General features: G+C 39.0%; 20 protein-coding genes. 11 read left to right on the plus strand and 9 right to left on the minus strand.

The features are described 5' to 3' along the window. Positions 1 to 2: 2 nt before the first annotated feature. The gene (yegQ, locus tag F928_RS07385; RefSeq protein ID WP_005073453.1) at positions 3 to 1373 is read right to left on the minus strand and encodes a prephenate-dependent tRNA uridine(34) hydroxylase TrhP; all 1371 of its coding nucleotides are present in this window, start codon (positions 1371 to 1373) and stop codon (positions 3 to 5) included. A gap of 56 nt (positions 1374 to 1429) precedes the next feature. Continuing rightward, positions 1430 to 2896: an aminotransferase-like domain-containing protein gene (gene yjiR, locus F928_RS07390; protein ID WP_005073455.1), complete on the minus strand. Its 1467-nt coding sequence runs from the start codon at positions 2894 to 2896 to the stop codon at positions 1430 to 1432. A 230-nt stretch (positions 2897 to 3126) separates the two neighbouring features. Between yjiR and F928_RS07395 the strand changes: the two genes are divergently transcribed. Further along, on the plus strand, positions 3127 to 3996 hold the full coding sequence (locus tag F928_RS07395) for a PhzF family phenazine biosynthesis protein (protein ID WP_005073457.1): 870 nt from the start codon (positions 3127 to 3129) through the stop codon (positions 3994 to 3996). A 55-nt stretch (positions 3997 to 4051) separates the two neighbouring features. Here F928_RS07395 and F928_RS07400 read toward each other — a convergent pair whose 3' ends face one another. Continuing rightward, positions 4052 to 4831: a ferredoxin--NADP reductase gene (locus F928_RS07400; RefSeq protein ID WP_002118187.1), complete on the minus strand. Its 780-nt coding sequence runs from the start codon at positions 4829 to 4831 to the stop codon at positions 4052 to 4054. A 101-nt stretch (positions 4832 to 4932) separates the two neighbouring features. Here F928_RS07400 and tsaA point away from each other — a divergent pair, with 101 nt between their 5' ends. After that, positions 4933 to 5664 (plus strand): tRNA (N6-threonylcarbamoyladenosine(37)-N6)-methyltransferase TrmO, encoded by a 732-nt coding sequence (gene tsaA, locus F928_RS07405; protein WP_016806338.1) that lies wholly within the window; start codon positions 4933 to 4935, stop codon positions 5662 to 5664. 8 nt (positions 5665 to 5672) lie between these two features. Here the strand turns inward: tsaA and F928_RS07410 are convergent, their stop codons facing one another. Next, the gene (locus F928_RS07410) at positions 5673 to 6944 is read right to left on the minus strand and encodes an MgtC/SapB family protein (protein WP_005073461.1); all 1272 of its coding nucleotides are present in this window, start codon (positions 6942 to 6944) and stop codon (positions 5673 to 5675) included. A 255-nt stretch (positions 6945 to 7199) separates the two neighbouring features. On the opposite strand from F928_RS07410, the gene F928_RS07415 reads away from it, so the two are divergent. The 4 genes from F928_RS07415 (at position 7200) to qseC (ending at position 11505) form a co-directional block, all read left to right on the plus strand. Continuing rightward, positions 7200 to 8957, plus strand: a complete 1758-nt coding sequence (locus tag F928_RS07415; RefSeq protein ID WP_005073463.1) for a type IV pilus assembly ATPase TfpB — start codon at positions 7200 to 7202, stop codon at positions 8955 to 8957. An 80-nt stretch (positions 8958 to 9037) separates the two neighbouring features. Further along, on the plus strand, positions 9038 to 9397 hold the full coding sequence (locus F928_RS07420; RefSeq protein ID WP_002118236.1) for a NirD/YgiW/YdeI family stress tolerance protein: 360 nt from the start codon (positions 9038 to 9040) through the stop codon (positions 9395 to 9397). A gap of 108 nt (positions 9398 to 9505) precedes the next feature. After that, complete coding sequence (qseB, locus tag F928_RS07425; protein WP_005073466.1) at positions 9506 to 10168, plus strand: response regulator transcription factor; 663 nt, start codon at positions 9506 to 9508, stop codon at positions 10166 to 10168. Further along, the gene (gene qseC / locus F928_RS07430) at positions 10165 to 11505 is read left to right on the plus strand and encodes a sensor histidine kinase (protein WP_005073468.1); all 1341 of its coding nucleotides are present in this window, start codon (positions 10165 to 10167) and stop codon (positions 11503 to 11505) included. The genes qseB and qseC overlap by 4 nt, the downstream gene beginning before the upstream one ends. A gap of 72 nt (positions 11506 to 11577) precedes the next feature. Here qseC and hemP read toward each other — a convergent pair whose 3' ends face one another. Then, on the minus strand, positions 11578 to 11748 hold the full coding sequence (hemP, locus tag F928_RS07435; protein ID WP_002118129.1) for a hemin uptake protein HemP: 171 nt from the start codon (positions 11746 to 11748) through the stop codon (positions 11578 to 11580). 136 nt (positions 11749 to 11884) lie between these two features. On the opposite strand from hemP, the gene F928_RS07440 reads away from it, so the two are divergent. Then, entirely contained in the window at positions 11885 to 12781 is an 897-nt protein-coding gene (locus F928_RS07440; protein WP_005073471.1) for an NUDIX domain-containing protein, read from the plus strand. Between the two features lie 25 nt (positions 12782 to 12806). Here the strand turns inward: F928_RS07440 and F928_RS07445 are convergent, their stop codons facing one another. Then, positions 12807 to 13355: a tetratricopeptide repeat protein gene (locus tag F928_RS07445; protein WP_005073473.1), complete on the minus strand. Its 549-nt coding sequence runs from the start codon at positions 13353 to 13355 to the stop codon at positions 12807 to 12809. A gap of 21 nt (positions 13356 to 13376) precedes the next feature. Beyond that, positions 13377 to 15773 (minus strand): penicillin-binding protein 1B, encoded by a 2397-nt coding sequence (mrcB, locus tag F928_RS07450; RefSeq protein ID WP_005073474.1) that lies wholly within the window; start codon positions 15771 to 15773, stop codon positions 13377 to 13379. Between the two features lie 185 nt (positions 15774 to 15958). On the opposite strand from mrcB, the gene F928_RS07455 reads away from it, so the two are divergent. Beyond that, positions 15959 to 16867: an NAD(+) kinase gene (locus tag F928_RS07455; RefSeq protein ID WP_005073476.1), complete on the plus strand. Its 909-nt coding sequence runs from the start codon at positions 15959 to 15961 to the stop codon at positions 16865 to 16867. Beyond that, a complete protein-coding gene (locus F928_RS07460; protein ID WP_002118245.1) occupies positions 16864 to 17136 on the plus strand; it encodes a YeaC family protein in 273 nt (90 codons plus the stop codon). Before F928_RS07455 ends, F928_RS07460 begins: the two co-directional genes overlap by 4 nt. A gap of 200 nt (positions 17137 to 17336) precedes the next feature. Here F928_RS07460 and F928_RS07465 read toward each other — a convergent pair whose 3' ends face one another. Further along, positions 17337 to 18350 carry a glycosyl transferase family protein gene (locus F928_RS07465; RefSeq protein ID WP_005073478.1) on the minus strand — a complete coding sequence of 338 codons (1014 nt, stop codon included), beginning with the start codon at positions 18348 to 18350 and terminating at the stop codon, positions 17337 to 17339. Between the two features lie 503 nt (positions 18351 to 18853). Between F928_RS07465 and F928_RS07470 the strand changes: the two genes are divergently transcribed. Continuing rightward, positions 18854 to 20212, plus strand: a complete 1359-nt coding sequence (locus F928_RS07470; protein WP_002118145.1) for a dicarboxylate/amino acid:cation symporter — start codon at positions 18854 to 18856, stop codon at positions 20210 to 20212. A gap of 163 nt (positions 20213 to 20375) precedes the next feature. Next, the gene (gene acadL, locus F928_RS07475; protein ID WP_005073480.1) at positions 20376 to 21521 is read left to right on the plus strand and encodes an acyl-CoA dehydrogenase family protein; all 1146 of its coding nucleotides are present in this window, start codon (positions 20376 to 20378) and stop codon (positions 21519 to 21521) included. Between the two features lie 49 nt (positions 21522 to 21570). On the opposite strand, the gene F928_RS07480 is transcribed toward acadL, so the two are convergent. Next, the gene (locus F928_RS07480; protein WP_005073482.1) at positions 21571 to 22197 is read right to left on the minus strand and encodes a hypothetical protein; all 627 of its coding nucleotides are present in this window, start codon (positions 22195 to 22197) and stop codon (positions 21571 to 21573) included. Positions 22198 to 22265 lie beyond the last annotated feature (68 nt).

Raw genomic sequence — 22265 nt, forward strand, 5'->3', positions numbered from 1 at the left:
GTTTAACTCGCTGAATAAGCTAATGTTGAGGCAGTAATGTTTTCCTTAGCATGCGGCAAATTGCGTATGAGTAGGGCATAACTAACATCAACATCTTGTGAAAGTGGAAACTCAACAAAATGCCCCGAACCTTTAGCATCGGTAATTGGGTTACCTTTTAAATCGCGCATTTCGGTTAAGGTAAAGGTGATATTACCTTGAGGCGTCATCAGCTCAAGTGAGTCGCCAACCACAAAACGGTTTTTAACTTCAATGCGAAGATAATCGCCGTGACGTTCTAAAACCTCTCCACAAAATTGTTGGTAGTCGAAATGCGATGAACCATCAGCATAGTTTTGATATTCGCTATGCACATGACGTCTTAAAAAGCCTTCGGTATAACCACGGTTTGCCAAACCTTCGAGTTGGTTCATTAAGCTTGGGTCAAATGGTTTGCCTGCTAAAGCATCATCAATAGCTTTTCGATAAATTTGGGCGGTACGGGCACAGTAAAAATAGGATTTAGTACGGCCTTCAATTTTCAGTGAGGCAATCCCCATTTTGGTTAAACGATCTACATGTTGTACCGCACGTAAATCTTTAGAGTTCATAAAATAGGTGCCGTGTTCATCTTCTTCGGCAGCAAACATTTCTTCATCATTGCGTTGTACCAGCAGCGTTTGAGCCGAGGTTGTTTCTAATTGTGCTGATGAGCAGCAAGACTTTTCTGACGCGTTGAGCTGAGTAACTGGAATTACATCACCGTTTGCATCTTCTTGGGCTTCATGCAACTTATAGTCCCAACGGCAAGCATTGGTACAAGCACCTTGGTTGGCATCACGTTTATTCATATATCCAGAAAGTAAGCAGCGACCTGAGTAAGCCATGCATAGTGCGCCATGTACAAAAACCTCAAGTTCAATATCTGGTACGTGTTGCTGGATTTCTTCTATTTCTTCTAATGATAACTCACGAGATAAAATGACTCGGCTTAAACCGTAATCTTTCCAAAACTTAACAGTGGCCCAATTAATAGCGTTGGCTTGAACAGATAGATGAATTTGCACATCAGGAAAATGCTCTCTCACCATCATGATTAAGCCCGGATCAGACATAATGAGTGCATCTGGTTGCATAGCTACAATTGGTTCAAGATCACGAATAAAGTTTTTTAATTTGCTGTTATGCGGTTGAATGTTCACCACAACATAAAACTTTTTGCCCAAAGCGTGGGCTTCATCAATTCCGATTTTTAGGTTGTCATGATCAAAAGCATTATTACGAACACGTAAACTGTAACGTGGTTGGCCGGCATATACAGCATCTGCACCATAGGCAAATGCATAGCGCATGTTTTTAAGTGAACCTGCGGGAGAGAGGAGCTCAGTTTTCATAAAATAAAAGGCATAAAAAATATATGGTTTTATTTTATTAACTCCGGATTTGGGATTCAACCTACTGAATTAGTAGGGATTTGATCATTATCCTTTTGTACGGGCAGCATATTTTTTGCTAGCTCTCCTAAGCGCATCAAAGCATTTAACATTTTGGGGTTTAACTCAAAACAAGCTGCAATACGTAAACAATGACTAAATCGTTTATCAGCCGAACACAAAATTCCCGGCATACATAAGATTTTTTCATCCATGGCCTGATGAAACAGTTCTAGGGTGTCAATTGATTCGGGTAGCTCTAACCATAAAATAAATCCCGCTTGTGGACGACTCACACGGGTACCGATTGGGAAAAAGCGACAAATATAAGATTTGATGGTGTCAATTTGCTGTTGATAGCGTTTTTTGAGTTGACGTAAATGCAGGTCATAACCACCATTCTCTAAGAAAAGGCCTAACGTTTCTGTGAGTAACGCTGGCTCGGCAACAGTGGTTGTAAATTTAAGTTGCTGCACAATATTACGAAAGCGCCCAGCTTCTAACCAACCAATCCGATAATCAGGTGCTACAGTTTTGGTATAGCTACCACACACCAAAACCCATCCGTTCTGGTCAAACGTTTTGATGTTGGGTAAGAGGGGTTCGGTGAGTTGCAATTCAGCATACATCGCATCTTCAATAACAGGAACTTGAAACTGATTAGCTAACTCTGCCAAGCGACGGCGGCTGCTCTCAGGCATGCTAAAACCGAGAGGATTGTGTCCTGTCGGAATGGTTAAAATGGCTTGTACACTTTGAGATTTTAAGAGTTCTTCAAGTGCATCCAGACACATACCTGTATGTGGCGAGGTCGGTACTTCTACAATTTTTCGACCTAAATTATGAAGGAGTGGATAGAGGTTGTGAAATGTAGGAATCTCAAGCGCTATGCTGTCACCCGCTTGAGTTGTTGCCATAATCGCGAGACTTAAAGCCTCCATCGTGCCATGAGTCAGCACAATATCATCTGCTGAAAGAAACATACCTAGCTGTAAGCTTCGCCTAGCAATTTGAGTGCGTAAACGTATAGAACCGGGCGGCAAGGTATAGCTTTTAAAAATATCTGATTGAGAGCGCAACACCTGAGCAGTTAAGCGTTTTAAGCGTTCAATTGGATAAAAATTTTCCCCAGAAGGGCAAGCTAGGGCCAAATTGACATAGTCGGAGTCCATTTGTTTTTTAACAATTTGTGCGAGAAAACAGCTAATTCCTGAAAGAGATACTTTTTCTTCACTGACATAACGCTCTTCGAGTTCTAGTAAGTTTGAAGGCGCATGACAAACATAGTAGCCAGACTGTGGGCGAACGGAAATTAAACCTTGGTCTTCAAGCTGACGATAAGCTTCTTTTACGGTGTTAATGCTGACCTGATAATGATTTGCGCAGTCGCGAATTGATGGTAAGCGAGAGCCGATAGGCTGTCTGCCATTCTGAATTTGTAGGGTGAGGTCATCACTCACTTTTTTATATTTGTACATATCCATTCATTAAAAAGCCAAAGCGATGGATACACTTTATAGTGATCTCTTATTTATCTCAAATATTGTGATTACTTTTGCTCAGTTCATTTAACGCAAATCTAAACTTAAAAACTGTGTCTATTATTTTTCATATTAATTGATACTGTGACCATTAAAAATAAATCAGTAAGATCAAAAAATGGTAAGGACTTAAAAGCCATATTTTTTAATTTTAAAATCAGTAGGAATGGTCTATGTCTGTTGTTGCATTTAAACAAGTTGATGTTTTTACTTCACAAGCATTTAAAGGAAATCCTGTTGCGGTCATTATGGACGCCAGCACCTTAACGTCTGAGCAGATGCAAGCCATTGCGAACTGGACCAATCTTTCTGAAACCACATTTGTACTCCCTGCGACCGATTCACAAGCTGACTATCAGGTTCGAATCTTTACTCCGCAAAATGAATTGCCATTTGCAGGCCATCCTACAATTGGTACTGCCTATGCTTTGCTTGAGGCGGGTCTAATTAAAGCGAAAGAAGGTAAGCTGGTACAGCAGTGCGGTGCTGGTTTGGTGACTCTGACTGTGAGTGAATCACGTCATATTTCATTTGAACTACCTAAGCCTAAAATTACTCCACTAGATGCTATGCATACTGAGAAATTAGCAGAAATTTTAAAATGTGAAATTAATACTCAATGGAACGCTGCATTGGTAGATGTAGGGGCACGCTGGATTGTATTACAAGCTGTTAATGCTGAGGCTGTTCTAGATAGCCAACCAGACTTTGCCGCTTTAAAAGAACATGATTTAGAAATGAAAGTTACGGGTGCGACAGTTTTTGGTTTTCATGAAAATAATGATGAACAAAAACACATAGAGGTTCGTTCATTTGCCCCTTCATGTGGAATAAATGAAGATCCAGTTTGTGGTAGTGGTAATGGTAGCGTAGCTTCATTTATTCGTTACTATGGGATTCTTCCTGCACAAAATGATGTCGTACTTTCTTCACAAGGTGGGGCGGTAGGTCGAGATGGACAACTTCAACTTGAATTGTATCAAGATAAAATTTTAGTGGGTGGAACCGCTGTCACCTGTATCGATGGCACAATTAAATTGTAAAACAGACATAAAAAAACCGAGGACTTTGCCTCGGTTTTTTTATGTCTAGAAAAAATTATTTTTCTACGAACGCACGTTCAATTACGTAGTCGCCCATTTCACCCATACGAGGTGATTCAACTAAACCGTGTTGGTCAAGTAATGCAGCCACATCTTTTAAGAATGCAGGGCTACCGCAAAGCATTGCACGGTCAGTTTCACGGTTGAAGCGTGGTAAACCGATTTTTTCAAATAAAGCGCCAGTTTCAATTGCAGTTGTTACACGGCCTTGAGTGTGGAAAGGTTCACGAGTAACAGTAGGGTAGTAAACAAGTTTGTCTTTAATACCTAACTCTTCAAAGAATTCGTGGTTTGGTAATTCGTTCAAGATAAGGTCTTGATAAGCTAATTCAGAAATATAGCGTGTACCATGAACAACGATTACTTTTTCAAAGCGTTCGTAAGTTTCTGGATCACGAATAATTGATAAGAATGGAGCAAGACCAGTACCAGAAGATAAAAGGTATAAGTTTTTACCTGGTAAAAGGTCATCATGAACCAAAGTACCTGTTGGTTTTTTAGAAACTAAGATTTCATCACCAACTTGTACTTTTTGCAAAATCGAAGTTAAAGGACCGTCTTGTACTTTAATTGAGAAGAATTCTAACTCTTCTTCGTAGTTTGCACTTGCAATCGAATACGCACGCATTAACGGTTTGCCATTCACTTCAAGTCCGATCATTACGAACTGACCATTTTTAAAACGTAAGCTGGTATCGCGTGTAGTTTTAAAACTGAAAAGAGTGTCATTCCAGTGGTGAACATGAGTAATGCGTTCAACGTTAAAAGCAGCCATTAAAGGTCTCGATCACGATTAAAAGAAAACAGATTGCTATTCTAATCTAATTTCATTCCCGATAAACTGAATATATTTAATTGTGTTTATAAGAAAAAGTGATGATCAATTCTGTCACCTTCCCCATCATTGGCCACATGTGCTCTCCCTATCGTGAAAAATTTGGTATTCCACGCCAGCCTAATTTGGTCAATATTGAGTCTTATATTGACATGGTAGAACCATATAACGAATTGTTAGCATTTGAGGGAATTGAGCAATTTAGTCATCTCTGGTTAGTTTGGCAGTTTCATGACAATAAAAATCAAGGCAGTGCAGATAAGTTCCGTCCGCAGGTTCGTCCGCCACGTTTAGGTGGTAATGAAAAAATTGGAGTATTTGCTACACGAAGTATGTATAGACCTTCTCCAATCGGGCTTTCAGTCGTAAAACTTAATAAAGTGGAAAAAGTGGGGAAGTCTGTCCGTGTCTATGTCACAGGAAGTGATTTATTAAATGGCACCCCAATTTTAGATATCAAACCCTATATTCAATATTCTGATGCAATTGCGGAGGCTCAAAGTGGTTATGCACATGCAGAACCTGAACGAAAAGCAGTCATGTGGACTGAAGCTGCATTAACAGCGCAAAAATATTTTCTTCAAAATAAAGAAATAGATTCGCAATACATTGATGAGCTTGAGCAAGTATTAGCTTTAGATCCTCGGCCTGCCTATCAAGAAGACCCTGAAAGAATCTATAAAATGAAATTTTCAGACTTTGATATTCATTTTAAGGTCGATCAATTTGTAGTTACCGTCATTGATGTGGTGAAGACTTCTGCGCTTGCATAATAGATATTTTAAAACCAGTGGATGTTGAGCCAAAGTAAAGTAATAAAAATAGCCATATGAATGAGCTGGGCGGGAACGAAAGCAAGGGCATAGCGTAGTCCGCCCGAAATTGCAGAGTTCACACTTTTAGCAAGAGCGTGAACTGCAAAACCTCCTAAAAAGGCAATTAATAAAGGTGTCATATGTGCGCTATCAGGTTCACCTTGCACAATGACCGCCGCTATAGCTGCATGTATTTCAAATAAAGAAGCAAGTAAGGTCCCCGCGATTAATCCCGCATCGCCTAAAGATATACTTAAACCATAAACACCTGCCTGAATAAGGGTAAGTGTACCCGCAATAATAATGGCTTCTTTTAAGCTGAACATTCTTGAGTCAAGCTCGGGCGAAGCCGTACTAGGCTCGGCTTTACGTAATAAAATAAAGGCCCATACTGCTAAAACTACTAAGGCAATAAGTGTAGGAAATATAATCAGCTTGAACCAAGCAAAGCTAATACCGATCACAATAATTAAGGTTTGAATCAGTGTTGAAACGCAAGACATCAATGCAGCACCTGCATTTGTTGTTGCGTTGGCTTTGCCAGAGCGTACTTCTAAACCTAAACTGGCAATAGTTGCTGTACTAGAAACAAATCCAGAAGCTAAAGAAGAAAGCAATAAAGCATTTTTAGACGACAAAAGTCGCTTTGCTATATGGGCAAGGGCTTGTACAAATAAGATTAAAGTCAGTAATTTTAAAATCACATGTGGATTTAAAACTGGACCCCAAAAAGGTTTATTTGGAACTAAAGGCAAAGCAATTAACAGTAAGGCAAGTAGAAAAATACCATCACGTAATTCTGATTCAGTAATCCATTGACTGGCAATGCCATGCATAGACTGCTTAGCTATTAAGATAGTTGTCATGATCACAGCTAGGCCGGCAGCGAGCGAAATATTCCAAATGCAAAGTGCCCCGATGAAGTAAGTCATAATAAAGGCGAGTTCGGTGGTCACGCCCGGGTCATTGGGTTGATTTTTGAGCGAAACAATACTAATAGCACCAATGAGTAAGGCACCCACAATTCCAATTTCAATGCCAAATAAAAAACAGATTGCTCCTAATAATGCACTAATGGCAAAAGATCGAAATCCCGCAAAGGTTTTATATTCATGTTTAAGCTTACTTCGTTCTCGTTCTAAACCAATTAATAAGCCACAACCAAGCGCCGCAGCAATGACAGTAATAAATTCTTCAAATGATGCTGTTTGTAATGACATTGTCATTGGAAGTTCCATATTACTTCCTCTTTGCTTATTGTTATATGTAGATTTGAATCATTTTAAAATCATGTATTCATGTTCAGTTTATGCTTTTTATTATAGTGAGCATAGTGTCTTTTTTAGACAAAACTATGTAGAAAATATTTCTATAAATATGACCTGTGACACAAAAAAATACTAAGATGAGAAGTGGTTTAATTAACTGATGTTAAAGGATATTTAAATGTAAAACATCTCTGCTATATTATAAAAATATATTGGGGATAGCGCATGAATGCACATGTAGAAATAGATACATATTGGTGTCTAGAACAACTATTACAAGAAGGCCGTATAACAGAACGAGATAAATTACTGGTACAGACAAGTCACCGCCAAAAAGACCAGTTAAAGTGGCACCCATTACAGTGGATTGCACATTTTAATTTAAAAGATCAGCAACACACACATGCGCATTTGAGTTTAAACCGCTTATGTTTATGGTTTGCAGATCGGGTTCAGCTACCTCTATTTGTGATCGATCCTTTAAAGGCAGATGTCAGCGCTTTAACGCAGGTCATGTCACAAGAGTTTGCGATTCGCAACCATATTTTAGCTGTTGAAATTCATGCTGACCGAATCGTGATTGGAACAGATCAACCCTTTCAAACAGATTGGCTCAATAATCTCGAACGAAGTCTAGCGCCTAAGAAAATTGAACGGGTACTGCTTAATCCCGAACAGTTACAACGCTATTTGCGCGAATATTATCAGGTGAGTCGCGCGGTAAACTCTGCTCAAAAAGATGCAGCTCATGACCGCGACACTAAAAATGTTGAAGCACTTTTGCAGCTTGGCGATAGTCAAAACCCAGATGCTAATGATCAGCATATTGTGAAATTAGTCGACTGGATTTTACAGTTTGCATTTGAGCAGAGTGCCAGTGACATTCACATGGAACCGCGTAAAGATAATGGTAAAGTCAGATTTAGGATTGATGGCGTTTTACACACCATTTATAACATGCCTTCAAATACGCTGACCGCCGTGATTTCTCGGATTAAAATTTTAGGACGTTTGAATGTAGCGGAAAAACGTAAACCACAAGATGGCCGGTTAAAAACACGTACACCTAAAGGGCAAGAAACCGAATTACGTTTATCAACCTTACCAACCGCATTTGGTGAAAAACTGGTTATGCGTATTTTCGACCCTGATGTGTTGGTACGTTCTTTTCAGCAATTGGGTTTTGAAGAGCGTTTATTACAACAGTGGCAACAATTAACAAAAAATAGCCACGGTATTATTTTAGTCACGGGTCCTACAGGCTCCGGTAAAACAACTACGCTATATTCATCTTTAAAGCAGCTTGCAACCGAGCAGGTCAATGTATGTACCATTGAAGATCCGATTGAAATGCTAGAGCCTAGTTTTAACCAAATGCAGGTCAATAATGCAATTGAATTAGGCTTTGCAGACGGTGTGCGTGCGCTTATGCGTCAAGACCCTGACATTATTATGATTGGGGAAATTCGTGATCAAGATACAGCGAATATGGCCATTCAGGCAGCATTAACAGGTCATTTGGTTTTATCAACTTTACATACCAATGATGCACCGTCTAGTTTGACTCGTTTGCATGATCTAGGTGTACAGCCATTTCTGACAGCTGCAACAATTTTAGGTGTTCTCGCGCAGCGCTTAGTCCGCCAGCTTTGTCCACACTGTAAGCAAAAAACTCACATTAATGAGGATGAGTGGGAACACCTAACCTTTGACTACATTATGGAAATGCCTGAAACGGTTTATCAAGCGGTAGGCTGCGAAGAATGTCGTCATACAGGCTATAAAGGGCGAGTCGGTATTTACGAATTTATGCCGGTCAGTCTTGAGCTTAAACACCTTATTAGTAGTCATGTGACATTAAATGATTTAAGAACTCAAACTAAAAAAGAAGGTATAGAACCTTTAAGAATTGCAGGAGCCCGTAAAGTGATTGAAGGACTTACGACATTAGAAGAGGTCTTGAGGGTTGTGCCATTAAATTAAGTTTTTCTTAAGATTCACCTCATTTATGGTTGATTTAATTGCTTTATCCCAAAAGGGAACCATAAACAGAGGGTAATAATATGAATATGCTTAAAGTAATGTTGATGACTGCTGGTATGACTGCTGCTGGCGTAGTTGTGGCGAATACACCAGTGAATCAAGCTGCAATTGCTCCGGCAACTGTCACCACAGTAAAACAGGCATTAACCTCAAAAGATAATACACCGATCAAATTACATGGTCAGGTTGTAAAATCTTTAGGCGATGAAAAATATCAATTCCGTGATAAGACAGGTAGCATTACAATTGATGTAGATGATGAACTTTGGCAAGGTCGCCCTATTTCAGCCAATACAAATGTGACTTTAATTGGTGAAGTAGACATTGACTATAAACCTTTAAAACGCGTAGAAATTGATGTGGATCAAGTTCAGTTCTAATGAATAAGGTCTGTAGATCTACTACTTTTAGCCGCATTTAAATCATGCGGCTTTGCTTTTTTTATAAAGGCTTGGCAAGATCAAATCAGGATATAACAGGAAAAATAGATGAGAATTTTGCTTGCAGAAGATGATCGCTCTCAAGCTGAAAGCATTCAATCATGGTTAGAGTTAGACGGTTATCAGGTAGATTGGGTCGAAAGAGGTGATTATGCACTTACGGCAATCGAACAGCATGATTATGACTGTATTTTACTTGATCGGGGACTACCTCAACTGGCTGGTGAAAAGGTTTTAACGACGATTCGCCATAAACAAAAAAATGTTCCTGTTATTTTTATTACTGCACGTGACAGCATTCATGATCGGGTAGAGGGGCTAGATTTAGGCGCAAATGACTATTTGGTTAAGCCTTTTAGTTTAGAAGAGTTATCGGCTCGCATCCGCGCTCAATTACGCAAACAAACTTTGAGTCAGCAATCGATTTTAACATGGGGTGACCTACAACTTGATACACAAGCGAAAGTTGTATTAAGCGCTGGCAAGTCTATCGATTTAACGGCAAAAGAATTCCAAATATTGCGTAAGCTTATGGTGCATCCCGAGCATATTATTACCCGTGATCAATTAGAAGAAGCACTCTATGCATGGGGCGAAGAAATTGAAAGTAACGCGATCGAAGTATTTATTTATCAACTTCGAAAAAAAATCGGAAGCAGCAGTATTAAAACCATACGGGGGCTAGGCTACCGTATGGGAGATTTAAAATGAAATCGAATCGCTCATCCTTGCAGTCGCAACTGGTTAAAACCACGATGTGGAGCAGTGTGGTGGTGGGGTTATTGGCATTAAGTTTACTCACTATATTTTCGATCTATCACAACATGTCAGTGCAAGACGAGATCATGGATGAAATTTCAGATACTTTGCTGGTTTCCGATCTTTCCGAACATTCCATGAAACAGTTTGATGAGCTAAGTGATGAATTTGATATTCAATATGAGTTATTAAACACAGGCCAAGTACTTACTCATTCTCATAGCTATCAGCATGAACTTTTTGAGCAAGGTAACTTATCAGAAGGTTTTTCGTATTTTTGGTTTGATGGCCAATTATGGCGTAGTCTGGCTGCACAACAAGAAGACTCTCAGCTACAAGTTGAAGTTTTTCAACCAATGAGTACACGTGTTGAAGAGGTACTCAAAGCACTTGCTGGATATAGCGGTCTTATGGTGTTGTTTTGGTTACTGCAATGGGTCATTGTAAGTTGGCGTACCGAGCATCAATTGGCTGCACTCAATTTACTTTCTAGACGAATTGCTCAAAAAACTGCATCAAATTTAGAGCCAATTCAAGAACCAGATGTCATTACAGAAATTCAACCTGTTATAGATGCATTAAATCAATTGCTTGCGAGATTGCAAAGGGCTCTTGTTGCTGAACAGCGTTTTACCGCGGATGCTTCGCATGAGCTACGTTCTCCCTTGTCTGCTATACAAATGCGTCTTCAGGTCTTGCAGCGTAAATACCAACATCTTCCTGAACTTCATCAAGATTTTGAACGCATACAAGAAGACGTTTCTAGAAGTACAAAAATACTTGAGAATTTACTTCTTCTGGCCCGCTTAGAACCTAATGAAGCTGAACAGCCCGAACTTCCTAAGACAGTTATCGATTTAAATTACTTACTGGCTAGAGTGATTGAAACTGTAGATTTAGATGCGAAAGCTAAACAGATGTTGATAGAGACCAATACTTTATCGACAGAAACTAAAACATATGCGAATGAAGAATTACTGTTTATTGCTTTTAGAAATTTATTTGATAACGCCATTCGTTATAGCCCGACACTAGGCTCTATTCATGTTGAGATTAGTCAGCATGAACAGCAAATTAAGGTGTCTATTGAAGACACGGGAAATGGAGTAGATGATGACGTGCTATTACGGTTAGGGCAGCGTTTTTTTCGGGTGCTTGGTACTCAGCAGCAAGGTTCTGGGTTAGGAATTTCAATTACTCGAAAAATTATTGAATTGCATAATGGCAAGTTACGTTTTATGCATGCTGAACAAGGTGGTCTGAGGGCAGAGATTATTCTTCCTTCATAAAAAATAGCATGGTTACCCATGCTATCCATTTTTTGTTTTCCCACGAATATTATTGAAACGCGAGTATGTTTTTTATTTAGTTAAAATTAGGCGATTGTTGCGAGTGAGGCGTAAACGATATTCCTCGCCAGCATGCATAATGCGAATTTCACGGCCTAATGCAAAGAGGTTATTAGAATGTAACATTGGTAAGGCGTGAGCTGTGTCATTGTTACGGGTAAATAAGCTAAAAGGTGCGTTCATTTGTTGTGCTCCGTGGTATGTTCTTGAACGATTTAAATGATAATCATTATCGAATAGATCTGTCAATGAGATTTTTAAGATTTTATAAAATGATAAAATTTGCTTACACTTGAGAAAAGTTTTAGAGAGTAAAAAGATGGCCAAACCAATAGTCGATGTCGCTATAGCAATCTTGATCCATCGTGGAAAAATATTAGTTGGATGGCGCGATGAGCAGCAACATCAAGGTGGAAAGCATGAGTTCCCTGGTGGAAAGGTTGAGCAGGGTGAAACACCAGAAGAAGCCTGCCGCCGTGAAATCTATGAAGAAGTGGGTATTGGTTTAAAAGATTGGCACCAGTTTGATTATATTCACCATGAATATGATGACATTATTGTCAATTTACATTTATTCCATAGTTATGTACCTGACGAGTTATTAAATCTTATTCATCAACCATGGGCATGGTACACACGTGATCAGCTACTTCATTTAAACTTTCCAAAAGCCAATAAAAACATCATAAAACGACTCTATTGGCCTCATCTCATCAAAATTAGCAATACGCTTTCAACGGTAGAAAGTAGTGATGCTTTATTGTACTGGCGTATCGAAGAATTTGAGCCGCAGTATATAGAGCAATTAACTGCTTTAGATGAAGGGCAACGATCAAGTTTAATTATAAATGTAGATATTTGGCGGCAATTAAGCCCTGAATTACAAAAACAAATAAAGACCGTTCATTTAAAACAATCTCAGCTCATGAATTTGCATAAAGGCGATTTAACAGTGGGCGTACGATATATTGCTGCTTGTCATGATGCTGTTTCTTTAAAGCAAGCTCAGCAGATTGGTTGTGATGCTGTTTTTATTAGTCCTGTAAAATCAACAACGACTCATCCAGAAGCTGTGGCATTAGGTTGGGAACGTTTTAGTGATCTCGCTCAAAATAGCCAGATTCCAGTTTTTGCATTAGGAGGAGTGCATCCGGATGATTTAGCCACTGCACAGCAGCATGGTGCATATGGCTTAGCAGGTATTCGTAATTTCTAATGAGAAAATAAAAAAGCATTAAAAGCTAAAGGGCTTTTAATGCTTGCTGTGCTTCTTGAACAGTTTTTTGATTGTTGCGTTGTTGCCCAGCTTTTAAGATGACTAACCATAGCTGCTTTTTCATTGGCTGACTTTGGGCAAAACTCAAACCACGTCTTGCTAAAGACTCAGCATTAGAATATTGCTGTTTATGATTTGCCGTAAGCGCAAGAAATAAATAAGTCTCAGCTGCTTGTGGTGCTAAACGCTGTGCTTGAAGTGCATAGCGCTCAGCCTCTGACCACTGTTGATTTTTATAAGCCTGCTGTGTTTTTTGCATTAAAACTTTAAATGCCGGTAGCTGGCTGCCATCATCACTAAAATGTTGTGGATTTTTCTGTTGAGGAACAATCACCTGTAAATTTTTACGTTGAATTTCTGGGTGATCATAAGGCGTAATTTTTACACCTGATGGAGTTTCCGTCTTTTTGACTGGAGGAGTAGGTGTTTTCTCTTTGGAGTCAGAATGATCAGGCAGAGTTGTACAGCCGACCATAAGAACAGCACCAATATAAAAAACACCTTTCTTCAACATATCCTAATTTCCTGTTAACGCTTAGTTGTTATAACTACCACTTGAAATTACTCGTGAGTTGTTTGACAGATCTTGTTCCATCTGGTTTTCACTTTCACGAATATAACTGTCGGTATTATCATCCTGAGAGTCAGGAATTGTGTTATCACTTTGTGGCGTATATGTTGGATCAACTTGATAATAAGGTGCTCCACATGGCGTAGCACGGTGCGGAACCGTATGCGTTAGCATCGGAATATACATAGCACCATCACAAGCTTGAGCAGATAAATCACCCGTTGCACGGTCAATCCACTGCCACTGTACTGTGTCTGGTTGACGTAGATTTACAGGCGTTTGACGTAATTGTTTCATCACATTAATCCATACTGGCAATGCACCCGATGAACCTGTTAATCCAGTCACTTTGTTATCATCTAAACCTAACCACACTACAGCAACGTGGTTACCTGAGTAGCCCGCAAACCATGAGTCACGTGTATCGTTAGTCGTACCTGATTTACCTGCCAATTTTAAAGCAGGAGACAAGCTATTATAAGCTGCGCGACCAGTACCCGAAGACATGACCTGTTGTAGACCATAATTCATGATATAACCAACAGATGGATCAATGGTTTGTTGAACATTCAGGCCATAACGGTCAAGCAGGCGGCCATTGGCATCTACGACAGATCGAATTGCACGAGTCGGATATTTAAAGCCACCTGTAGCAAAGTTCTCATAAATTCCAAGAACCTCCATTGGTGACATATTAACTGCCCCAAGGAAAATAGAAGGGTAGGCAGGAATGGTCGATTCAACACCAAACTTTCTTAAGTTGTTGGTAAATGTTGATAAACCAAACTCTTGACCCAAGCGCACAGCAGAAAGGTTATATGAATTTGCTAAAGCTTCGCTCAAGCTGACTACACCATGTCCGCCACCACTGTAGTTTTTAGGTGTCCAACTTTTGCCACCATCTACAGGGACACTAATCGGTGCATCTTCAATTTGGGTTGCCCAGTTGTAACGGCCAGATTCAATAGCACTTAAATAAATTACAGGTTTTAATAAAGAACCGACTTGGCGTTTCGCATCTACAGCGCGGTTAAAACCAGTAAAGTCTTGTGTAGAACCAACAGCGGCAACAAGCTCGCCGTTTTCTGGATGTGCAATCAGTACAGCACCCTGTAAGTTTTTCAAACGTGCTGGGTTGCTGTTTGCCAAGCGGTCTACTGAAGCTTTAAAAGCATTTTGAACTTGAGTTTGAGTAATTGGGTCTAAAGTCGTAAAAATACGTAAGCCCTGATTAGTTAAATCACTTTCTTGATATTCTGTGCGTAATTGACGACGCACGATATCTAAAAAGTCAGGGAATTTTGCAGGGCCTAAACTTGGCTTATTTAACACATTTAAAGGACGTGCAATTTCATCTTCATATTCTGCTTGAGTTAAATAACCCATTACACGCATGTTATTTAACACGGTATCGCGGCGTTTTTTTGCACCTTCAGGATTTTTCCAAGGATTATATAAAGAAGGGCCTTGCACTAAACCAACTAAATAAGCTTGCTGTGCAACGCTAAGCTCACGTAAAGGTAAACCAAAATAAAATTGAGAAGCCAAACCATAGCCATTAATTGAGTAGCTACCATTTTGGCCTAGATTTACTTCATTTAAGTAGGCTTCTAAAATTTCATCTTTGCTGTAATGCAGCTCAATGAGTAAAGCCATTAATGCTTCATTAACTTTACGTTTTAATGTGCGTTCAGGTGTGAGATAGAAGTTTTTAACTAATTGCTGAGTCAGGGTTGAACCACCTTGACGTTTACCACCTGTGATATTACTCACTAATGCACGGGCAGTGCCACGAATTGAAATACCGTGATGATGATAGAAATTACGGTCTTCTGTTGAAATTAAAGCTTCAATAAGTGGTTTAGGGACATTATTCAGTTTAATGAGAACACGGTCTTCATTATGTTGAGGGTAGATCCCTCCAATCAGAAGTGGCTCTAGTCGCGCAACACCCGTTGAAGAAGGTTTTGTACTTCTAACTTCAGCAACTTGGTCATTTGCAAAACTTAACTCTAGGACTTGTTCGGGTTCAACACTGTCGCCGTAATCAAAACCACGCGTGTGGATATACATATTGCTACCCTGAGCAACATAGGTTCCAGACTTGTCATAATTACTTGAAGTTTTGTAACCCAAGAGTTTTAATTCTTGAGTGAAATTTGCTTGGGTAATAGGGGCGTTATTATAAATTTCCAAAGGACGTGCAAACACTTTGGCGGGAATATCCCACCGTTGTCCTTCAAATTTTTCACGGATAATATTATCTAAACGAATCAGATAGATACTAAGAGCAATAAAAGCACCAATGACCAAAATGGAAAAGATTAGTGCAAAGAAACCGATACCACGTTCAAACTTCATAAAAATGAGATAAAACCCTAACAATGCCTGTAATGATGCGATAGCTTGTCATCAATTTGCAATGATAAAACTGTGAATAATTGGAAAACTTAGATTGAATTTTACAGCATCTTGTTGTTATGTTTTTTTAAATTAATCAGGTTAATGTTATTATAGCCAAGTATCGCAGCGGAGCTTACTCATTCGTGCAAATTTCACATAAGTCCTTCAGAAACGTCGGGTTAATCGGTCGACCAGATAAATCATCAGTAGTAGAAACACTATGTTTAATTCATGATCATTTGTTGAACCTAGGCTTAAACCCCATTTTTGATCAGGAAACTGCTGAATTAGTGCCTTATGATCATGCACAAATTGTAAGTCGTCATTTATTGGGTGAAGTTGCTGATTTAGTCATAGTTGTTGGAGGCGACGGTTCTTTACTCCACGCTGCTAGAGCTTTAGTTCGCTACAATACCCCTGTTATTGGTATCAACCGCGGGCGGTTAGGTTTTTTAACTGATATCAAACCTTCAGAAGCCATTTTCAAACTTGACCAAGTACTTCAAGGGCATTTCCAGCTTGACCGTCGTTTCTTGCTTGAAATGGAAGTACGAACAAATGGTGAAGTCATTTATGACGCCATTGCTTTAAATGATGTGGTTTTGCACTCGGGTAAATCGGTACACATGATTGACTTCGAACTTAATATTGATGGTCAATATGTTTACCGCCAACATAGTGATGGTTTAATTGTTTCGACGCCAACCGGATCAACGGCTTATGCATTGTCAGGTGGCGGCCCAATTTTACATCCAAGTATGGATGCTATTGCATTAGTTCCAATGCATCCCCATACATTGTCATCACGTCCCATCGTAGTCGGTGGTCAAAGCGAAATTAAAATCGTTATTCGCGAAAATCGTGTGTTACCAATGGTGAGTGCAGATGGACAACATAGTGTCTCGCTCAATGTTGGAGACAGTTTACACATCCGTAAACACCCATTTAAACTAAGTTTATTGCATCCACCAGGTTATGATTTCTATATGGCCTGCCGTACCAAACTTGGTTGGAACCAAGATTTTGAATCTTTTCAAAGAGATGAATCATGAATATTGAACAAATGCTATCTGTTTTAAACCCTGAAATTGTAGAGCGTTTAAAAACAGCAGTAGAAATTGGTAAATGGCCAAACGGCGTTGTTTTAACTAAAGAGCAGCGTGAAACTTGTATGCAAGCTGTAATCGCTTGGGAGTTAAAGAACTTACCAGAAGATCAGCGTAGCGGTTATATTGACCGTGGTACCAAAGAAGAAGGCGAAGAGTGTGATGATGATCATCACAAGCATGAGCCAGAGTTTAAACCTATTCGTTTTGTTTAAAACTTAATAAGACAGAAAATTATTTTTGGTTATTCCATACAGCCTTATATAGCATGTTTTTCATAAGTTATAGCATATAGGCTTTTATTACTTTTGAAGGATCAAAAGTAACCAAAAATCCTTTGTATCACTGACGATACTTCCTGTATCGCAGTGATACGGTCGACATCCATGTCGACCTTCACGATAGCATTTGTTAACTACGAATTAAGATTGCTTAAATTTCGTGTATCCCATAACACTTTTGCTTTTTGCATCGCTTCTTCAAAACTAGCAACAACGCCCATCGTATATAGCGCGATTCCGATGGTTTCTGTTACTGCTATTTCTCCGTATTCATGGTGCTGTTGACCAAGCCATACTGCTTTAAACGTTGCTAAATCTAATTCTTCTTCAATTGGGCTTCGTTCAGGTGTGAGCTTTGGCAACTCATGTTCATAGAGCTCACCATTTTTAATACCACAAATGAGTGTTTTGGCATCTGGGTTTCTTTCAAATTCACCACCTTCGCCTTTAATAACGGCACTATTTTGATAGCCTAAGCGTAATGCGCTATGTTGGTGGGAAGTTCTGTAAGCAGGGTGGAATATTGCTTGTAAGGTAGCCTTAGCGTTAAAAGGATTAATTAAACGGGCCAAAGTATGAATAGGCGAACGCAATCCCATGACATTTCTTAAAGATATCAATTCGCTTAAAACTGGTGAAATCACGTCTAGTGGTAAGTAAGCAAAATTTTGCTCTGCTAATTGTGTACGAACTTCTTGTTCAGAATGACAAATTTGATAACCAAGATATTCTAAGACTTGCTCTGTATAAACACGGTTAAGCGTGTGACCTGACGCACCATGCATAACAATTTTATGGCCATGCTGGGCAAGCGTAAGAGCGGCTAATAAAAACCATGGATAGTGTTTTCGCTTACCTGCATAAGATGACCAATCTAAATCAACATCTAAAGGCTCAAAATGAAGCTGGTCTTTGGTTGCTTGAACGAAACCCGCGAGTTCTTCAATAGATTCTTCTTTAACCCGAAGCAGCATTAAAAATGCACCTAGCTGCACATCTAACACTTCGCCTTTTAAAATCATGGTAAATGCTTGATAAGCTTCTTCATAGCTTAAAGAGCGAGATCCGGTTTTCCCCTTACCTAAAATACGGACATATTGAGCAAAGGGATGTTCAGCATCTTTATAGATATTACGTTTAGTATTCATCGTAGTTCAAAACAATAAAAATGATGGGATGTAGGCAGCTCAAAATGAAATGTCCACAAGTATTTAATCAATATGACATAAAAAGCTGCTGAAAAAATATCAAAAGTGTTTCTTATACTAAAGTCTTAAGGCTACCTGAGTGTTTTTTATGCGTATTAGCTAAAAAATTAATCGAATCGTTATTTAATTCGAGTACACTTTCCCGTGCTTTTTTGAGCACTCATATCATAATTTTATGTGATTCTCCTATATCTTCAGCTTTTTATTGAAAAAGTAAGAGGTTATTTCTAGCTACTCAAAGTGGTTAGAAACTTCAGGTATTCTCCTGTTTTAGAAAACATTGATTTTGTTTTCATTGAGGTAGTAGGAAGGTTTTTTGTTCACAAAAAACCATTTCCCTTTTGCGGTGTTAATGTGAAAGGTTAGGGCTGTGTATTCGTAAAGAATAGACGTTTCATTTTGGTATTTCCAACGGACTTGGAAATATAGATTGAAGTAAAGTTATGGCTAAAAAACCGATTTATAAATCACTTTATTTTCAGGTGATTATTGCGATTATTGCGGGTATCTTGGTAGGACATTTTTCCCCAAGCTCAACGCAAATTGTCAATGGTGTCGAACAGCATATTCCGGGGTTAGGTGAAAAACTCAAGCCATTAGGTGATGCCTTTATTCGTTTGATCAAGATGATCATTGCTCCAGTTATTTTCTGTACCGTGGTAAGCGGTATTGCTGGCATGGAAAGCATGAAGTCAGTCGGAAAAACTGGCGGCGTTGCGTTGTTATACTTTGAAATCGTTTCAACAATTGCACTTCTAATTGGCCTTGTTGTAATTAACATTGCTAAACCGGGTGTAGGGATGAATGTTGACCCTACCACTCTCGATACTTCGGGCATTCAAAAATACGTCAGTTCTGGTGAGTCACAATCTACCATTGATTTCTTAATGCACATCATCCCAGATACGGTAGTTGGCGCATTTGCAAATGGTGAAATCTTACAAGTCCTTCTTTTTGCAATTCTCTTTGGTTTTGCTTTACATAAGTTAGGTGATGCAGGACGTCCAGTTTTAAAATTTATTGATCAAGTTGCACACGTGTTCTTTAACATTGTGAATATGGTCATGAAATTAGCTCCGATTGGTGCATTCGGTGCAATGGCATTTACTATCGGTAAATATGGTGTTGGTTCACTCGTACAATTAGGGCAGCTCATTATCTGCTTCTATATTACGTGCTTACTCTTTATCTTCTTAATTTTGGGTACAATCAGCCGTATTAGCGGATTCAGTATTCTTAAGATGATTCGCCTGATTCGTGAAGAGTTATTAATTGTACTTGGTACATCTTCTTCTGAATCTGTTTTGCCTCGCATGTTACGTAAACTTGAAATTGCAGGTTGTGAAAAATCTGTAGTTGGTTTGGTTATTCCAACAGGTTATTCATTTAACCTTGATGGTACGTCAATTTATTTGACTATGGCCGCAATCTTTATTGCTCAGGCAACAAATACACAGCTTGATATTCAACATCAGATTACTTTGTTGTTGGTACTCTTAATTTCATCTAAGGGTGCTGCGGGTGTAACAGGCTCTGGCTTTATTGTTATGGCTGCAACTTTATCTGCTGTAGGACATATTCCAGTGGCAGGTCTGGCATTGATTTTAGGTATTGACCGTTTCATGTCAGAAGCCCGTGCATTAACTAACCTTGTTGGTAACTCATTAGCAACGATTGTTGTTGCAAAATGGGTCGGTGCTTTAGATAAAGATAAGCTAAATGATGCTTTAAACAATCCAGATGAAGTCGACAGAAAAATGATGGAGCAAAAAACTCCTCAAGTCGCTGAAGGTTTAGATTAATTCAAATAAATCTATATAAAAGAGGAAGCTTTGGCTTCCTTTTTTATTAGCTGACTGAAAAGTACAGTTTTAATGAGCAGCTATGTCATGACAGTAGCTTAAAAAATGATTAGCATGCACAACAATCAGATTAGATAAAACAATAAAGCCGAAGGAAAATATTATGTTGGCATACGATGCAGATTTAGAATTATTCCGTGATAATTTTAAACGTTTTATGAATGAGCATATTGCACCGCAATACGATCAATGGGAACGCGAAGGAATTATGCCACGTGCTGTCTGGAATCAACTGGGCGAAAATGGCTTTTTGTGTGTGGATGTTCCAGAAGAATACGGTGGTTACGGCGTACCAACCTATTATTCATTAATGTTGGTTGAAGAATCGGCACGTGCTGGTTTTTGTGCATTATCAACGGCTATTTCTTGCCACTCTGAAATTGCTGCACCATATATTTTACATATTGGGACAGAAGAGCAAAAACAATACTGGTTGCCGAAAATGGTGACAGGTGAAGTGGTTGGTGCAATTGGTATGACTGAACCTGGAGCAGGCTCGGATTTACAATCAATGCGTACTAGCGCTATTTTGCAAGATGACCATTATTTGCTAAATGGTTCTAAAACATTTATTTCAAATGGGCAACATGCTGACCTTGTGGTGCTTGCAGTAAAAACTGATCCTCAAGCGCGTGCGAAAGGGGTGTCGTTATTATTGGCAGATACTCATCTAGAAGGTTTTAAAAAAGGTACCAACCTCGACAAAATCGGTCTGCATTCTCAAGACACATCTGAGCTATTTTTTGACAATGTTAAGGTTCCTAAAAACCAGTTACTCGGTCAAGCTGGACAAGGCTTTGCTTATTTAATGCAAGAGTTACCACGTGAACGTACAGCTATTGCATCTACCGCAATTGGCGCTATTCGTGGTGCAATTGATTTGGCAACTGCTTATGTAAAAGAGCGTCATGCATTTGGTCAACCTATTTCACAGTTCCAAAATACACGTTTTGTTTTAGCACAAGCAAAAATTGATGAGCTTGCTACAGCTGCTTTTTACGAGAGAAACGTTGCTCTATATCAAGAAGGTAAACTTGATGTTGAAACAGCAGCAGCGCTTAAAAGTTTCAGCACTGACATGCAAATGAAAGTGGCAGACAACTTGCTGCAACTTTTTGGTGGCTATGGTTATATGACTGAATATCCAATTTCACGTTTCTTTGTAGATGCACGTATTCAACGTATTTACGGTGGTACAAATGAAATTATGAAAGAAATCGTAGCGCGTGGATTAATTGGCAAAGCTTAATTAAGCAGAGAAAAACAGCCTGTCCTAGAATGGGCTGTTTTGTTTTTAACTATTTGGTCTTCTGTTGAATGACAGGATAGTCTTGTTGTTTCGGTAATTGCTGTAATGCATGATTCATCTTTCTTAAAAACTCATCTGCTTCATATTGATGGAATGAATCTTCGGTGTATTTACTACGTTCTTGAAAGACGACACCACAACCCGTTATTTTCATATTTTCAGGATTAAATGACCAATCATTTGGATTCTTTAATTTAATGTTTAAATCACTTTCACAGCTTTTCCATAAACGTAAAAATTCATTTGATAATTCTGCTTTAAATCCTCGTGCTGGATAGGCCGAGAAGCCTTTCATTTCGGGATTAGAAAACTGTATAAACATATCTACTGGCATACCGCCCCAAATGATTGCTATATCTGGTGGTAAATAGATGCCTGATAAATTTTTCTCTTTTAAAGCATGTGTTTGCTCAAATTTCTGTCTGAAATGTTGTGACTGATATGTCAGCTTGGTTTGAGGTGGAATTGGAATGCCACGAACTTGATTACTGACAGTCGTCATATAGTACGGAGAATTATCCCTACCATTGCATCCTGCGATTAGGGGGCAACCGCCACAAGCCGTTAAACTAAAACTTGTAATACCCAGTAAGCCTAAAACAATAATTTTATTCATTCTATTTTACTGTTGTTATGACATATTGGGTCAGTATAACCAATCTATACATTAAGAGGACTATCTTT

Origin of the sequence: Acinetobacter pittii ATCC 19004 = CIP 70.29 (assembly GCF_000369045.1) — a bacterium.
GTDB lineage: Bacteria > Pseudomonadota > Gammaproteobacteria > Pseudomonadales > Moraxellaceae > Acinetobacter > Acinetobacter pittii.

Coding starts and splice junctions, on each gene's coding strand:
- yegQ (WP_005073453.1), bottom strand. CDS start 1,373: ATGAAAACTGAGCTCCTCTCTCCCGCAGGTTCACTTAAAAACATGCGC.
- yjiR (WP_005073455.1), bottom strand. CDS start 2,896: ATGGATATGTACAAATATAAAAAAGTGAGTGATGACCTCACCCTACAA.
- F928_RS07395 (WP_005073457.1), top strand. CDS start 3,127: ATGTCTGTTGTTGCATTTAAACAAGTTGATGTTTTTACTTCACAAGCA.
- F928_RS07400 (WP_002118187.1), bottom strand. CDS start 4,831: ATGGCTGCTTTTAACGTTGAACGCATTACTCATGTTCACCACTGGAAT.
- tsaA (WP_016806338.1), top strand. CDS start 4,933: ATGATCAATTCTGTCACCTTCCCCATCATTGGCCACATGTGCTCTCCC.
- F928_RS07410 (WP_005073461.1), bottom strand. CDS start 6,944: ATGGAACTTCCAATGACAATGTCATTACAAACAGCATCATTTGAAGAA.
- F928_RS07415 (WP_005073463.1), top strand. CDS start 7,200: ATGAATGCACATGTAGAAATAGATACATATTGGTGTCTAGAACAACTA.
- F928_RS07420 (WP_002118236.1), top strand. CDS start 9,038: ATGAATATGCTTAAAGTAATGTTGATGACTGCTGGTATGACTGCTGCT.
- qseB (WP_005073466.1), top strand. CDS start 9,506: ATGAGAATTTTGCTTGCAGAAGATGATCGCTCTCAAGCTGAAAGCATT.
- qseC (WP_005073468.1), top strand. CDS start 10,165: ATGAAATCGAATCGCTCATCCTTGCAGTCGCAACTGGTTAAAACCACG.
- hemP (WP_002118129.1), bottom strand. CDS start 11,748: ATGAACGCACCTTTTAGCTTATTTACCCGTAACAATGACACAGCTCAC.
- F928_RS07440 (WP_005073471.1), top strand. CDS start 11,885: ATGGCCAAACCAATAGTCGATGTCGCTATAGCAATCTTGATCCATCGT.
- F928_RS07445 (WP_005073473.1), bottom strand. CDS start 13,355: ATGTTGAAGAAAGGTGTTTTTTATATTGGTGCTGTTCTTATGGTCGGC.
- mrcB (WP_005073474.1), bottom strand. CDS start 15,773: ATGAAGTTTGAACGTGGTATCGGTTTCTTTGCACTAATCTTTTCCATT.
- F928_RS07460 (WP_002118245.1), top strand. CDS start 16,864: ATGAATATTGAACAAATGCTATCTGTTTTAAACCCTGAAATTGTAGAG.
- F928_RS07465 (WP_005073478.1), bottom strand. CDS start 18,350: ATGAATACTAAACGTAATATCTATAAAGATGCTGAACATCCCTTTGCT.
- F928_RS07470 (WP_002118145.1), top strand. CDS start 18,854: ATGGCTAAAAAACCGATTTATAAATCACTTTATTTTCAGGTGATTATT.
- acadL (WP_005073480.1), top strand. CDS start 20,376: ATGTTGGCATACGATGCAGATTTAGAATTATTCCGTGATAATTTTAAA.
- F928_RS07480 (WP_005073482.1), bottom strand. CDS start 22,197: ATGAATAAAATTATTGTTTTAGGCTTACTGGGTATTACAAGTTTTAGT.